The following is a 13,085-nucleotide window of genomic DNA, read 5'->3' as shown; positions in this document are numbered from 1 at the left end:
GGTCTCTTTTTGTCTATTCATTTAATGAATCCAATCATCATTTCACGTAATACCTTCGCTGCAGCGATCGCTGTCATGTCAGATTGATCGTATGCTGGGCATACTTCTACCAAATCCGCACCGATGACGTCAACGTCTGCTCGTGCAATCATATGAACGACCTCAAGTAATTCCTTCGTCGTCACCCCACCGATTTCTTGTGTTCCTGTCCCTGGTGCTGCTGACGGATCAAGAACATCGATGTCGATCGTAACGTAGACCTTTTTACCGGCAAGTGTCGGAAGGACTTGACGAAGCGGCTCGACGATCTCGTATTTGAAGAGGTTGTAACCTGATGTCTTCGCCCATTCGAACTCTTCTTTCATACCTGAACGAATTCCGAATGAATAGCAGTTCTCTGGTCCGATCAAGTTGGCGATCTTCTTGAGTGGCGTCGAGTGCGACAATGGCTCTCCTTCATATTCGTCTCGTAAGTCCGTATGCGCATCAAAGTGAAGTACGACAAAATCATCGAAGTGTTTATCGAACGCTTTGACGACTGGCCACGTGACTAAATGTTCGCCACCCATACCGAGCGGGAACTTGCCTGCTGTCAGTAACGAATCGACGTATTCTTCAATCATATCAAGTGATTTTTGTGCATTCCCGAATGGTAACGGGATATCTCCCGCGTCAAACAATTTTGCGTCAGCGATGTCACCATCTAAGTACGGGCTATATTCTTCTAAACCAAGTGAGACTTCACGGATACGTGCCGGACCGAATCGTGAACCGGGACGGAAACTGACCGTCCAGTCCATCGGCATGCCGTATAAAATTCCTTTTGCATCTTCGTGAGTCGGTTGACTCGCGATAAAGACTTTTCCTGAATATGCTTCATCAAAACGCATGATCCATTCCCCCTGTTCATTTGCCGTTTGCTGATGCAAACGCCTGTTTACCTGACAACAGAGCGATTTCGAAGATCGAAACCGCTCTGTTCATGTGTGCTATAGTGACTGAGCTCAGCCGTTCGTCAAATCTTTAACGAACTTCGGAAGCGCGAAGGCTGCCGTGTGAAGCTCAGGCGTGTAATACTTTGTGTCGATCTCGTGGAAACGCTCTGGTGCAACTGCAAGCGGATCATGTTTCTTCGATCCGATCGTGAACGTCCAAAGACCACTTGGGTATGTCGGAACGTTTGCGATGTAGAGCTTCGTGATCGGGAAGATTTCTTTGACGTCGCGTTGAACATCACGGATCAAGTCTGGTGTGAACCATGGGTTATCCGATTGTGCGACGAAAATGCCGTCCTCTTTTAATGCTTTTGAAATACCAGAGTAGAAGCCTTTCGTGAACAAGTTGACCGCTGGACCAACTGGTTCAGTCGAGTCGACCATGATGACATCATACTCGTTTTCTGCTTCTGCGATATGCATGAATCCATCCCCAACGATGACTTCGACGCGTGCATCGTCCAATCCACCTGCAATGTTCGGGAGGTATTTTTTCGAATACTCGATGACTTTTCCGTCGATTTCAACCAAAACTGCTTTTTCGACGGATGGGTGTTTCAAGACTTCACGGATGACTCCGCCGTCTCCTCCACCAACGACCAGAACCGACTTTGGATTCGGGTGTGTGAACAATGGGACGTGCGCGACCATCTCGTGGTAAACGAACTCGTCCTTATCTGTCGTCATGACCATTCCGTCAAGTAACAACATCGTACCGAACTCGTCCGTTTCAACCATCTCTAGGCGTTGAAACTCCGTTTGTTCGCTCTCATAAACGTGGTTGACACGGAATGTGATACCGTAATCTTCCGTTTGGTGTTCCGTGAACCATAACTTTAATTTTTGTTCCATTTGCGATAGAACCCCTTTCTTTCATCAAGACAAAAGTTGTTCGTATGCGAGTGGCGTTTACGGCGCTTCTTAATCATACAAATGCGAGTATACCGAATTTCGAAAGAAACTTCTATATAATTCGAAAATTTTTGTCTTTCGTCTTTACTCGACGAACGTCACGATTTCATCGAGCGGACGACGTTGCTTTTCACGTTTTGGTTCGTCTGCTCGGTAACCGAACGCGACCATGACCGGCACCGTGAAAACAGAACGATCGAGCAGTCCACGATCGACGAGTAATTGCTCGACGGCTTGCTGGTCGAATCCTTCGATCGGGCATGAATCCACACCGATTTGTGCTGCCGTCGACATCATGTTCCCGAGTGCGATATAAGCTTGTTTTGCTGCCCAGTCTTCCATCGCTTTCGGGTTATCACCAATCGCGAAATCCTCTTTTAAAAACAGACCATAACGCTTCGTCCGTCCGGCTTTCGCTTCTTCGGATAAACCAAGGAAGTCCATCATCTGCGTGACATGTGGACCATCTGCCTGCATTTGCTCCCCTGTCCGGGCGAGGAATAAGACAAAGTGACTCGCTGTCGGCAATTGTCCTTGCGCCCCCCAAGAGACTTCTTTTAATGCTTCACGAATTTCTGGATTTTGAATGACGAGCATGTTCCATGGCTCATAACCGAACGAGCTCGGTGACAGACGCGCTGTTTCTAAAACGAAACGAAAATCTTCTTCTGGGATCATTTGACCGTTAAATGCCTTTGTGGCATGACGAGATTGAAATGCTTCGAGAATCGCTTGTTTTTGTTGTTCTTTTTCCATGGGAAATGCCTCCTTCAAAATGATGACTGCTTTTGTTATATCAAATCTGATTTCAGACTGCCTCTGATTTGCTCATATCAAGCTTTACGTTAGTTTTAAGACGAAACGGGAAATAACAGTATTAACGTTTTCTTTTTCTTTATTTCCACATTATTTTAGATACGCATGATTGAGCCCTTTTTTGCTCTCCCTTCCTTGTAAATCATTGGTTTTTTTGTTCTCATTTCCCGGTCGATTTGCTTTTCCGCTCAAATGTTTGTTACGGTAGTACCCTGCGTGATTAGGTTTTGTTATCGGATTGACGGGGTAATGATAATGTCGTTGCCATCATTTGATACAAAACAACTATGTAAAATTCGAAAGAAGGTGTGGAACACGATGGAAAATAATCGAAAAAGTAAGATCACAAAAGTCTTTATGGTATCCGTCATTTTCTGTGTGCTCTTTACCATATGGGGAATCTTACCGGAATCCCTAATCGGTGCAGCTAGTCTCGGAAATGTCACAGGTAAAGCACAATCCTTTGTCTCTAACGGATTTGGCTGGCTTTATCTACTCGGCATGAGTGCTTTTTTAATCATTGCTATCTTTTTAATCTTTTCCCGCTTCGGTTCAATCCGACTCGGTAAGGATTCGGACCGTCCTGAATATGGTCTCATTTCTTGGTTTGCGATGCTTTTCAGTGCTGGTATGGGAATCGGGCTTGTCTTCTGGGGTGTCTCAGAACCATTGACGCACTTCCATACACCGCCAGTCGCAACAGACGATCCGACGGAAGCAGCACGCCTCGCAATGCGCTATTCGTTCTTCCATTGGGGACTCCATCCTTGGGCCTTATACGCGATCGTCGCGCTTGCGATTGCGTACTCGACATTCCGAAAAGGACGTCCCGCTACGATTGGGGATACCGTCGCTTCATTGATGAAGCCTCGGTATGCTTCTGCCGGTAAAGGTACTGTCGAAGTACTTGCTATCGTCGCAACGGCATTTGGTGTCGCGACGTCACTTGGTCTCGGTGCGCAACAAATCTCAGGTGGGCTCAACTTCCTGACAAGTAGTATTCCAAACACATTCACGACTCAAATCATCATCATTGTCGTCGTTTCGATTCTCTACATGATCAGTGCCGCGTCAGGTCTCGATAAAGGAATCGTTCGTCTCAGTAACGCCAACATCGTTCTTGCCGTTCTGTTGATGATCGGTGTCCTCTTCCTCGGACCGTTCAGTTTCATTATGGACCTCTTTGTGCAAACGACAGGGGCTTACCTGCAGAACTTACCCGTCATGAGCTTCCGGGCTTCTGCTTTTAACCCAGATGAACGTGAGTGGATCAACGGTTGGACGATTTTCTACTGGGCTTGGTGGATTTCATGGTCACCATTCGTCGGTACGTTCATCGCCCGCGTCTCAAAAGGACGGACGATTCGTGAGTTCGTCATCGGCATCATGCTTGTCCCAACCATCTTTGGTCTCCTTTGGTTCTCGGTCTTCGGTGGGTCAGCGATCTGGAACGAATTGTTCCAAAACGTCAATTTGATTTCGACCGTTAACGATAAAGGGGTCGAAACTGGAATGTTCGCTCTGTTTGAGACATTCGGTGGCTTAGGTACGTTCCTCAGTATCGTTGCCGTCTTCTTGATCACGACGTTCTTCATCACTTCGGCTGACTCCGCGACGTACGTTCTCGGTATGCTATCGTCTGGCGGTAGCCTGATGCCAAGCTTACGCATCAAGCTTGCTTGGGGTGTCATCCAGTCTTCGATCGCTGCCGTCTTACTTTATGCCGGTGGATTAAGCGCCTTACAAGCAGCCGCTGTTCTAGCCGCCTTCCCGTTCATCTTCGTCGTCGGAATGATGGTCATCGCCTTGTTCAAGGACTTGTCAGATGAACCCGATGCGCAAAAAGAAGTCACAGATTTAAAACAAGATGCTTAAATTGAATTGATTTCCTCCTTCCGTCGCATACGGAAGGAGGTCTTTTTTGTTATCCTGAATTATGCTGAGTAGAAGAAATGAGGTGGCTTATGCGAAAACGTACACGCTGGCTAGTATCCCTTGGTGTCTTCGCCTTAGGAAGCTGGTTTTTATATCGTGAAAATAACGTCATTGATGTCTCACGGATGACGGTCACGTCGAATCGCTTACCGGAAGCGTTTGATGGCTATCGCGTCGTGCAGGTCGCAGATTTACATGGCAAAGCGTTTGGGAATGAACAAGAACGACTACTGAACAAGATTGATCGCGAAAAGCCGGATCTCGTCGTCATGACAGGTGATTTGATTGACTCGAGGCGAAACGGTGAAGAGGCCGCCCTTACACTCATGAAAGCGCTCGTTGATCGATATCCGGTCTACTTCGTCACCGGGAATCATGAGGTGCGACTCAATCTAACGATTTTGCCGAAGCTTGAGCAACTGGGTGTCACCGTTCTCCGGAATGAATCGCGCGTCATCGAATACCAAGGTCAATCGATTTCGTTACTCGGTATCGATGATCCGACGACGACACGATGGCGCGAAGGTCTGTCGGAACCGGATGGCATTCGTCAAAGTCTCGATCAAGCATTGCAAGACGTCTCACCTGATGCGTTCCAGCTCTTGCTTGCGCATCGTCCGGAATATAAATCTTTGTATGCCGAGCGTTCCATTGATCTCGTTTTGTCTGGTCACGCCCACGGTGGACAGATTCGTCTGCCGTTTACGGAAGGTCTGTATGCGCCCGGTCAAGGATTCTTTCCAACCGTGACGGCCGGTCGCTATCAGGAACAGCAGACTGAACTGATCGTCAGTCGTGGTCTCGGGAACAGCCTGTTTCCGTTTCGTCTGTTCAATCATCCGGAACTCGTCGTCTTAACGCTGAAACGACCATGAAAAAAGAACGTGTGCCGCGGCACACGTTCTTTTGTTTAGACCAACGCTTCATGTAGAGCAGCGTCAGCATTTTCCCACATCTCAGGTTTATGTGTCTGTAAGAAATCACGTAACAATTCTTTTGAACGCTCATCCATGTGATCGACAACAATTCGTCCTTTAAGGGATTTATCCATTTTATTGACATGATCAGCGAGAATCTTGAATCCGCGACGTGCTTCCGCATCGACTAACAGATCGCAGGCAGCGACACCGCCGTAATAGAAGCCTTCAGGTTTACGACCGACTGTCACCCAAACGATCCAGTACAGTTTACCGTTTGGCGTATCGGCTTTATCCGTCGTGAACTTGACGCGTTTCTCGATGGCTGCTTTCGCGTGCATCGCGCCCATATCGATGTAAGCTTCGCCGTCTTCCGGAGAAATGATGACGGGTGACATACTATTTAAGCTGAGTGTTCCGACACCAAATCCTCCGTGACCGTCTGTAGAGTTATCTGAAATGATATTAAAGTTAATCTTTTTTTCCATCGTGTTTTGTCCCCTTTTAATCCTGTTGCTTCTATCATACCGTATTCCGATGTGTCTGCAACCAGTCACTCGTAACGAAGTAACTGTAATTGTTCCTCTGATGCTCGGCGAATCGTCGGGAGACGGTAACACGTCATGGACGCAATCTCCTCATGCGCCGGAGGATTGACTTCTTCGAGATGAAGCAAAGCGCGGTCAAACAGGGTTTGCGCCGCACGACCGAACAAGAAGAGACGTTCTAGTGAAGAACACCGCGACCGAATCGCACGTAACTGATGCGCGAGTTCTCTCACTTTCGCCTCGACCTCTTCTTCCATGTCAGCTGTCGGTTTTCGATTTTGAAACAACGGTTTGAAACGTACATCGTCTTCAAGCAACGTCAACATCCCGTATCGCTTTGCTTCTTTTTGATTCAGCAGTTGAGCGAGCTCTTTATCCGTTACGAGTCGTCCGAATGGAATGTTTTGTTCAAAGACGATATCTGCGACTTCGAGTCCTTTTGCACCAGACAACGGATAATTCGTATCCTCCAGTAACGCCCGATCAAAAATCAGTAACGTATGAATCTTCTTCCGTATGATTGCGTCCATATGTCTCTCCTTTTCTGCCGTATGTGTATGACTACCTTCGCTTCCGACAAGAATAGCTCCTACCTTATACCCTTCTTTTTCGAAAACGATGTTCGAATTGACGAATCCCCTATCGAATGCGCTATACTGATGGCGTATCGTCATCAAGCTAGAGGGGGAAATGAAGTCATGCCATATGTTACGGTTAAAATGTTATCGGGTCGTACAGTCGAACAAAAACGTGCTTTGATTGAAAAAGTTACGGAAGCGGTGTCGGAAACGACAAATGCTCCAAAAGAAAACATTACGGTCTTCATCGAAGAGATGGAAAAAACAGATTACGGTCAAGCTGGCGTCATGTTCGCTGATAAATAAACAACAAGAGACGTCCGGTCGCTACCGCACGTCTCTTTTTCCCATCTACTTGATCTTTAAGGAGGAATTCTCATGACTACTGTTACTGTACTTGGTGCGACCGGTCGAACGGGTCGCCCTTTAATTGATCGGTTATTAGAAGACGGCTATGATGTCCAAGCACTTGTGCGTTCCACGTCACCGGACTTACCCGTTCACGATCGCCTTCATATCCTGACAGGAGACGCGACCAACCCGGACGATCTTGAACAGGCGCTCGCAGGGAGTAAAGCTGTCTTCAGTTGTCTCGGAACTGATCAACAACAGGTCCTTTCGACAGCGATTCCACATCTCGTCACGAAGATGAAGGAAGCAGGCATCGAACGAATCGTCTTCATTGGTACGGCAGGCATTCTCGATGCGTCAGAAGAACCTGGGAAGTATCGTTTCCAATCGAGTGAGTCCCGTCGCCGCTCGACGATTGCAGCAGAGGATCACTTGAAAGCTTATCTGACGTTAAAGGATGCAGACGTCGACTTCACCGTCATCTGTCCAACACAACTGACGGAAGACAACGCACTTGCTGCTGACGACCTCTTGATCGAGACAACACGCTTCACTGCACCGACAGGTCCGATTCCTCGGGAAAACGTCGCGCAGTTCGCTTACGAAGTCTATCGTGACGGAACCCATCATCGGGTTCGCGTCGGGATTGCTTCGCATGGATCAACTGAGTGAAAAACAAAAAGAGCAATGGATCAGCAGATCCATTGCTCTTTCATATGTGTAACGATTACAGCAAGACGCTGACGACGATTGCCGTCAAGACACTGACGAGTGTTGCGCCGTAGAGTAACTTCAGACCAAAACTAGCTGCAACGCTTCCTTGGCGGTCGTTCAATCCTTTAACCGCACCAGCGATGATTCCGATTGACGAGAAGTTCGCAAACGAGATCAAGAAGACAGACACGATTCCGAGTGTACGCTCCGAGAATTCTTTTGAGTATTCTGGAAGACTCAACATCGCAACGAATTCGTTCGTGATCAACTTCGTTGCCATGACACTACCGGCACTGACAGCTTCCGCCCATGGAATACCCATGATGAAAGCGAACGGTGCAAAGATGTATCCGAGGATTTCTTGGAACGAGATGTTTAGAACCATTAAGAAGATATCGTTGACCATTCCGATCAAGGCATTGTAACCGATCAACATTGCACCAACGATGATTGCGACTTTGAATCCATCCATGATGTATTCGCCGAGCATCTCGAAGAACGTTTGCTTTTCTTCGACGATTTCAAGAATATCTTCTTCCGGGTCAACCGTGTACGGGTTGATGATCGAGACGATCATGAAACCACCGAACAAGTTCAAGACGATTGCTGTAACGACATATTTCGGTTCTACCATAGTCATGTACGCACCGACGATCGACATCGAAACCGTCGACATCGCTGACGCACACAATGTGTAGAGACGATTTGCTGGTAATTGACCGATTTGTTTTTTGACTGTGATGAATACTTCTGATTGTCCGATCGCAGCTGAAGCAACCGCGTTGTAAGACTCAAGACGTCCCATACCATTGACTTTCGATAGGACGAAACCGATACCTCGCATCAAGAGTGGTAAAATCTTAGTGAACTGAAGAATCCCGATCAAAGCAGAGATGAAGACGATCGGTAGCAAGACATTGATGAAGAATGGTTGTGCGCCTTCATTCGCTAAACCACCGAAGACGAAATCAATTCCGATTGCCGCATAGCTAAGCAGTTTTTCAAAGACTTTCGCGACGCCACGAATGACGATATATCCGAACGATGTATTGAGTAAAATGAACCCAAGTACGAGCTGAAGAACTAGCATGACCGCAAGCGGTTTCAATTTGATGCCTTTACGGTTACTGCTGACAAGGAGTGCCAAGCCGAAAACGATAGCCAGTCCGAGTAGTGCGATAAGATATTTCATGAAGTACCCCTCTATCTATTAGTTGTTTATCAGTTGTACATTCGTACGATGTCTGACGTTTAATCTCTTTCCAAGTAATAGAATAATCAATATTCCGAAGAACTACAAGAGGAAAAGTTCATTTAGTAACCGCTTTCGTTATTTTCATAGACTTTCAAGACAAACTTTTCCAAGCGTTCCCGAACATTGTCCTGACTAAGGTTTTGCCTTCCATATGCTTTCCACCCCGGATAGACGTCAATCGTTTCAGGTCCAAAATCAAAAACAGCCCGAATATCCCACGCGTGATCGTAGGAATGTTTCGTCTGCTCGCAGTAACTTTTTAAAAAATGATCCGCTATCTCAACAGATTCGAGCAAGGCAAGATTCAAACGACAATGCGCAAGGTCGACTTCAATGGGTCCTACACACGCATTCACCCAATCAATCGTATGGCACGTTTCATTTATTTCGTATAACACATTGACCGGATGAAAATCCCGATGAATGAAACGAATACGTTGACTTTCGACCGGTTCGATCGCCAGTAGCTGACGCCATCTCTCCGAATGCTGCGTCCACGTCGGGACGTGACGTTCCGTCGTATACGGTTGATAGACATAACGCGATTCTGGTATCGGTAGTGCATGGATCGCAGCAAGCGTACGCGCCAATCGTTCGACATATCGCTCATCCACCTGATCGATTCGGATCTCTCCCGGCGAGCGGGTCATATATAACCACGGCGGTATTTCGTCCCTGACATCCGCTTGATAGTCCAGTACATCTGGTGCCAAATCACCTGCTGCTTGTAACGCAAATACTTCATGTAAGACGAGGTCAGGTTCTTCTCGCAACCAGTCTTGATTCGTATGGACGCGAAGAATTCCCTCACCGACTCGCAAAACGAGGGAGGAAGTCGCGCCTTTTAGGACTTCGACCTCTCCTCCCTCCCGTCCAAGCTGTTGCAAGATTTTTGTTAGGACAGCGGACGATATCATGACGTCACGCTGCCAGTCAATAATTGGTCGATTTGCATCTTCTCGTTCGCATGTTCGCGCAAGTCGTGCAGAATTTCTTGCGGGAAGAACAGCTTCTCATCAGTCTGGCGTGATGTGGCGATGGCTTGAACGAGTGGTGAGACTTGCGAAATTTCTTTCATCTGTCCATCCTTCATCTGTAACATGATCGGTTGTTTGCTGATTTCCCCGTTGTCTCCATATAAATCGTAAGGAAGACGACTGAGTTTATCTTCAAGCAGATAATAGGTCGGATTCAAGCCGATCGCCTCAAACAACTCACACAGTTTATCGTGGACGAGTTCACGTTTTTCAGCCGGATAATCAACATACTTGAACAACTTCCGGTCAACGAATCGCCTCGAGAGATCAGCAAGGATTGGATCCTGCTCATTCGCCCACTGCTGAAAATAAAAGTAGACGATCGTCTCATCGAGCCCAAGGAAATCACGCAACTCCATCTTCTGATCAAACAACGGCATCAAATGGACCGGTGCAATCGCAAACGGATAACCGGACAGGTACAACTCCTGCGCCCGTTCGAGAATGGCTTTTAATAGGTAATCACTCGATCGTGTTACCGGATGCAGGTAGACTTGCCAATACATCTGATACCGGCGCATGATGTAGTCTTCGATTGAATGCATCCCCGACTGTTTGACGACCATCTGATTCGGCGCCGGACGCAATACACGAAGCATCCGTTCGAGATCGAATTTTCCGTAGCTGACACCAGCAAAGTGCGCATCGCGCAATAAGTAATCCATCCGGTCGACGTCGAGTTGTGAACTAATCATCGTGACAAGCAATTGATTCGGATGCGTCTTGTTGATGATCGACGCTACTTCTTCCGCGAATCCGTCTCCGACTTGGTCGAGGACTTTTTTGATTTCCGTGTCCCCGAGGATGATCCGCTCCGTCCACGTCTCGTGGTCAACACCAAAGACATTCTCAAACGCGTGCGAAAACGGCCCGTGTCCGACATCGTGTAAGAGGGCTGCAGCCAGTGTCAACTCCCGGTATTGATCGTCCCAGTCGGCGCGACCGTTGAAGACGTCGATCAGTTGCCGCGTGATTTCGTAAACACCAAGCGAATGATGGAACCGTGTGTGTTCCGCCCCGTGAAACGTCAAAAAGGATGTCCCCAGTTGCTTGATCCGGCGTAGTCGCTGAAATTCACGTGTCCCGATTAATTGCCAAATCAACTGATCGCTGACATAGATATACCGATGAACGGGATCTTTGAAGACCTTCGTTTCCTTTAATTGTCCTAATGATTGATACATATGTTTCTCTCCTTTAAATCGAGTCTATGTCGTTGTTGTTCGGTTTTGTTTCCTGGGATTCCTGTCTCCCGCGTCGCTTCGCACAGAAACTTTACACACCCTGTGCTATAATGATGTCGCAAATCTACAATAAAGGAACGAGCCTATGGGAATCGAACTCTTAAAACAAGAACATTATCGTATTTTTGATCAAACGTCACTCGGAACTGCTTTCCATGCGACACAATCGTTTGCGATGGACGACACATTATGTGCTTCCGTTGCGACAGAAGGAGCAGCACTCCGCTCTTGGATTCACCACGAAACTGTCGTCCTCGGCATCCAGGATGCCCGTCTTCCTCATCTTGCTGACGGTGTATCCGTTCTGCATGAACATGGTTTCTCGCCCGTCGTCCGTAATTCAGGTGGTCTTGCCGTCGTCCTCGACGCCGGTGTTTTAAATATTTCACTCGTCCTACCGGAACGCGGCGGCATCGATATCGACAGTGGTTACGAAGCGATGCTTGCGCTCGTCCGTCGTATGTTCGCACAAGAAACAGACGCGATCGTCGCTGGTGAAGTCGTCGGATCGTATTGTCCCGGTTCTTATGACTTATCGATTGCCGGTAAAAAATTCGCTGGTATCTCCCAGCGTCGTGTTCGTGGCGGAGTTGCCGTTCAAATCTACCTTTGTGTCAACGGAAGTGGAAGTCAACGCGCCGCTTTAGTCCGTGACTTTTACGCGGCAGCGCTTCAAGGTGAGTCGACGAAATTCGTCTACCCGACCGTCGTGCCGGAAACAATGGCGTCACTCGAGGAACTGCTCGGTACCTCCTTGACGGTCGAGGAGTGCTTACGTCGTGCATATGAAGCGTTACTTGCGCTCGGCGCTGCTTTGACGCCCGCGACGTTGACTGAACTCGAGAACGAACGATTCGGCGTCAACTTGAGTCGAATGCTTGATCGAAACGAAAAAGCCCTAGGTTAAGAAAGGAGAGAACGTGATGATCCGATTGATCACAGACAGTGGTGCTGATGCACCAAAAGACATGTTAGATGCATATGATTTTACGGTCATGCCGTTCGGCGTATTGATCGACGAAGACACGTTCTTCGATGGAGAATCGATATCTCCGAAGCAACTGTATGATAAGATGCGTGACGGTGCAGCACCGAAGACATTCCAGGTCGAAGTCAGCCGGATGGTCGAGGTGTTCACGCGTCACTTTGAACAAGGGGACCCCTTCCTCTACCTCGCTTTCTCGAGCGAATTATCAGGAACGTATCAAACAGCGAAGATGCTCGCAGATGAACTCGCCGAAAAGTATCCGAACGTTCCTTACCTGGTACTCGATACGAAAACAGCTTCAACAGGACAAGGATTGTTCGTTCTCGACGTCGCAGAATACGCACAAACGCATTCGTTCGAAGAAACAGTGGCTTACGCTGAAGCCAAGGTAAATACGATTCGTCATCTGTTTACAGTCGAATCACTTGAATATTTGATGCGCGGTGGACGCGTTTCTCGTGCCAGTGCCTTTATTGGTGGTCTCTTATCGATTTTGCCACTCTTGACAGTCGAAGACGGAAAGTTGATTCCAAAAGAAAAAATCCGCGGTCAGAAAAAAGTCATGAACCGGATCGTCGAGTGGATGGAAGAAGCACGTCCAGCGATTGACGGACACCGGATCATGATCGGTCACGGGGATTCGATCGAACGGGCAGAACAGTTAAAACAATTGATTGAAGCTCATTTTTCACCAAGCGAAGTCATCTTGACGATTGCTGGCGCGGCGATCGGTTCACATACAGGTCCGGGACTCGTCGTCATTGGGTATGACCTTCCACGTTAATGGCACTCATT

14 protein-coding genes are annotated in these 13,085 nt (G+C 47.7%); 6 read left to right on the top strand and 8 right to left on the bottom strand.

The genetic code is table 11. The features are described 5' to 3' along the window. Positions 1 to 17: 17 nt before the first annotated feature. From speB to ESP131_RS03720, 3 genes are all read right to left on the bottom strand, one after another. Positions 18 to 890, bottom strand: a complete 873-nt coding sequence (gene speB / locus ESP131_RS03730; protein ID WP_047391872.1) for an agmatinase — start codon at positions 888 to 890, stop codon at positions 18 to 20. A 114-nt stretch (positions 891 to 1,004) separates the two neighbouring features. Further along, positions 1,005 to 1,847, bottom strand: a complete 843-nt coding sequence (speE, locus tag ESP131_RS03725) for a polyamine aminopropyltransferase (RefSeq protein WP_023466799.1) — start codon at positions 1,845 to 1,847, stop codon at positions 1,005 to 1,007. 144 nt (positions 1,848 to 1,991) lie between these two features. Beyond that, positions 1,992 to 2,663 (bottom strand): NAD(P)H-dependent oxidoreductase, encoded by a 672-nt coding sequence (locus ESP131_RS03720; RefSeq protein WP_029343212.1) that lies wholly within the window; start codon positions 2,661 to 2,663, stop codon positions 1,992 to 1,994. A gap of 378 nt (positions 2,664 to 3,041) precedes the next feature. Between ESP131_RS03720 and ESP131_RS03715 the strand changes: the two genes are divergently transcribed. Together ESP131_RS03715 and ESP131_RS03710 are read left to right on the top strand one after the other, a co-directional pair. Continuing rightward, a complete protein-coding gene (locus ESP131_RS03715; RefSeq protein WP_069940186.1) occupies positions 3,042 to 4,598 on the top strand; it encodes a BCCT family transporter in 1,557 nt (518 codons plus the stop codon). A gap of 89 nt (positions 4,599 to 4,687) precedes the next feature. Further along, the gene (locus ESP131_RS03710; RefSeq protein WP_069940185.1) at positions 4,688 to 5,533 is read left to right on the top strand and encodes a metallophosphoesterase; all 846 of its coding nucleotides are present in this window, start codon (positions 4,688 to 4,690) and stop codon (positions 5,531 to 5,533) included. 35 nt (positions 5,534 to 5,568) lie between these two features. On the opposite strand, the gene ESP131_RS03705 is transcribed toward ESP131_RS03710, so the two are convergent. Together ESP131_RS03705 and ESP131_RS03700 are read right to left on the bottom strand one after the other, a co-directional pair. After that, positions 5,569 to 6,063 (bottom strand): YwhD family protein, encoded by a 495-nt coding sequence (locus tag ESP131_RS03705; RefSeq protein WP_023466794.1) that lies wholly within the window; start codon positions 6,061 to 6,063, stop codon positions 5,569 to 5,571. 65 nt (positions 6,064 to 6,128) lie between these two features. Further along, a complete protein-coding gene (locus ESP131_RS03700; protein ID WP_069940184.1) occupies positions 6,129 to 6,653 on the bottom strand; it encodes a hypothetical protein in 525 nt (174 codons plus the stop codon). 168 nt (positions 6,654 to 6,821) lie between these two features. Here ESP131_RS03700 and ESP131_RS03695 point away from each other — a divergent pair, with 168 nt between their 5' ends. Together ESP131_RS03695 and ESP131_RS03690 are read left to right on the top strand one after the other, a co-directional pair. Next, positions 6,822 to 7,007, top strand: coding sequence for a 2-hydroxymuconate tautomerase (locus ESP131_RS03695; protein WP_023466792.1), 186 nt, complete (start codon positions 6,822 to 6,824; stop codon positions 7,005 to 7,007). A gap of 72 nt (positions 7,008 to 7,079) precedes the next feature. Continuing rightward, positions 7,080 to 7,724 carry an NAD(P)-dependent oxidoreductase gene (locus ESP131_RS03690; RefSeq protein ID WP_069940183.1) on the top strand — a complete coding sequence of 215 codons (645 nt, stop codon included), beginning with the start codon at positions 7,080 to 7,082 and terminating at the stop codon, positions 7,722 to 7,724. A 55-nt stretch (positions 7,725 to 7,779) separates the two neighbouring features. Here the strand turns inward: ESP131_RS03690 and ESP131_RS03685 are convergent, their stop codons facing one another. The 3 genes from ESP131_RS03685 to ESP131_RS03675 form a co-directional block, all read right to left on the bottom strand. Next, positions 7,780 to 8,958: a NupC/NupG family nucleoside CNT transporter gene (locus ESP131_RS03685; protein ID WP_023466789.1), complete on the bottom strand. Its 1,179-nt coding sequence runs from the start codon at positions 8,956 to 8,958 to the stop codon at positions 7,780 to 7,782. 122 nt (positions 8,959 to 9,080) lie between these two features. Further along, complete coding sequence (locus ESP131_RS03680; protein WP_029343207.1) at positions 9,081 to 9,938, bottom strand: phosphotransferase family protein; 858 nt, start codon at positions 9,936 to 9,938, stop codon at positions 9,081 to 9,083. Continuing rightward, a complete protein-coding gene (locus tag ESP131_RS03675) occupies positions 9,935 to 11,242 on the bottom strand; it encodes an HD domain-containing protein (RefSeq protein ID WP_029343206.1) in 1,308 nt (435 codons plus the stop codon). Before ESP131_RS03675 ends, ESP131_RS03680 begins: the two co-directional genes overlap by 4 nt. 145 nt (positions 11,243 to 11,387) lie before the next feature. On the opposite strand from ESP131_RS03675, the gene ESP131_RS03670 reads away from it, so the two are divergent. Both ESP131_RS03670 and ESP131_RS03665 read left to right on the top strand, forming a co-directional pair. Continuing rightward, positions 11,388 to 12,209, top strand: a complete 822-nt coding sequence (locus ESP131_RS03670) for an octanoyl-[GcvH]:protein N-octanoyltransferase (RefSeq protein WP_029343205.1) — start codon at positions 11,388 to 11,390, stop codon at positions 12,207 to 12,209. A 16-nt stretch (positions 12,210 to 12,225) separates the two neighbouring features. Next, positions 12,226 to 13,074 carry a DegV family protein gene (locus tag ESP131_RS03665; RefSeq protein WP_029343204.1) on the top strand — a complete coding sequence of 283 codons (849 nt, stop codon included), beginning with the start codon at positions 12,226 to 12,228 and terminating at the stop codon, positions 13,072 to 13,074. The last annotated feature ends 11 nt before the right edge of the window (positions 13,075 to 13,085 follow it).

Origin of the sequence: Exiguobacterium sp. U13-1 (genome assembly GCF_001750115.1) — a bacterium.
GTDB classification, from domain to species: domain Bacteria; phylum Bacillota; class Bacilli; order Exiguobacteriales; family Exiguobacteriaceae; genus Exiguobacterium_A; species Exiguobacterium_A acetylicum.
The sequence above is the reverse complement of the archived record's forward strand: the minus strand, read 5'-3'. Positions and strand labels throughout refer to the sequence as shown.

What these genes read in the sequence shown, in the direction of transcription:
- ESP131_RS03670 (WP_029343205.1), top strand. Translation starts at nt 11,388, where the DNA reads ATGGGAATCGAACTCTTAAAACAAGAACATTATCGTATTTTTGATCAA.
- ESP131_RS03665 (WP_029343204.1), top strand. Translation starts at nt 12,226, where the DNA reads ATGATCCGATTGATCACAGACAGTGGTGCTGATGCACCAAAAGACATG.
- ESP131_RS03705 (WP_023466794.1), bottom strand. Translation starts at nt 6,063, where the DNA reads ATGGAAAAAAAGATTAACTTTAATATCATTTCAGATAACTCTACAGAC.
- ESP131_RS03710 (WP_069940185.1), top strand. Translation starts at nt 4,688, where the DNA reads ATGCGAAAACGTACACGCTGGCTAGTATCCCTTGGTGTCTTCGCCTTA.
- ESP131_RS03695 (WP_023466792.1), top strand. Translation starts at nt 6,822, where the DNA reads ATGCCATATGTTACGGTTAAAATGTTATCGGGTCGTACAGTCGAACAA.
- ESP131_RS03680 (WP_029343207.1), bottom strand. Translation starts at nt 9,938, where the DNA reads ATGATATCGTCCGCTGTCCTAACAAAAATCTTGCAACAGCTTGGACGG.
- ESP131_RS03700 (WP_069940184.1), bottom strand. Translation starts at nt 6,653, where the DNA reads ATGGACGCAATCATACGGAAGAAGATTCATACGTTACTGATTTTTGAT.
- speB (WP_047391872.1), bottom strand. Translation starts at nt 890, where the DNA reads ATGCGTTTTGATGAAGCATATTCAGGAAAAGTCTTTATCGCGAGTCAA.
- ESP131_RS03675 (WP_029343206.1), bottom strand. Translation starts at nt 11,242, where the DNA reads ATGTATCAATCATTAGGACAATTAAAGGAAACGAAGGTCTTCAAAGAT.
- ESP131_RS03720 (WP_029343212.1), bottom strand. Translation starts at nt 2,663, where the DNA reads ATGGAAAAAGAACAACAAAAACAAGCGATTCTCGAAGCATTTCAATCT.
- ESP131_RS03715 (WP_069940186.1), top strand. Translation starts at nt 3,042, where the DNA reads ATGGAAAATAATCGAAAAAGTAAGATCACAAAAGTCTTTATGGTATCC.
- ESP131_RS03685 (WP_023466789.1), bottom strand. Translation starts at nt 8,958, where the DNA reads ATGAAATATCTTATCGCACTACTCGGACTGGCTATCGTTTTCGGCTTG.
- speE (WP_023466799.1), bottom strand. Translation starts at nt 1,847, where the DNA reads ATGGAACAAAAATTAAAGTTATGGTTCACGGAACACCAAACGGAAGAT.
- ESP131_RS03690 (WP_069940183.1), top strand. Translation starts at nt 7,080, where the DNA reads ATGACTACTGTTACTGTACTTGGTGCGACCGGTCGAACGGGTCGCCCT.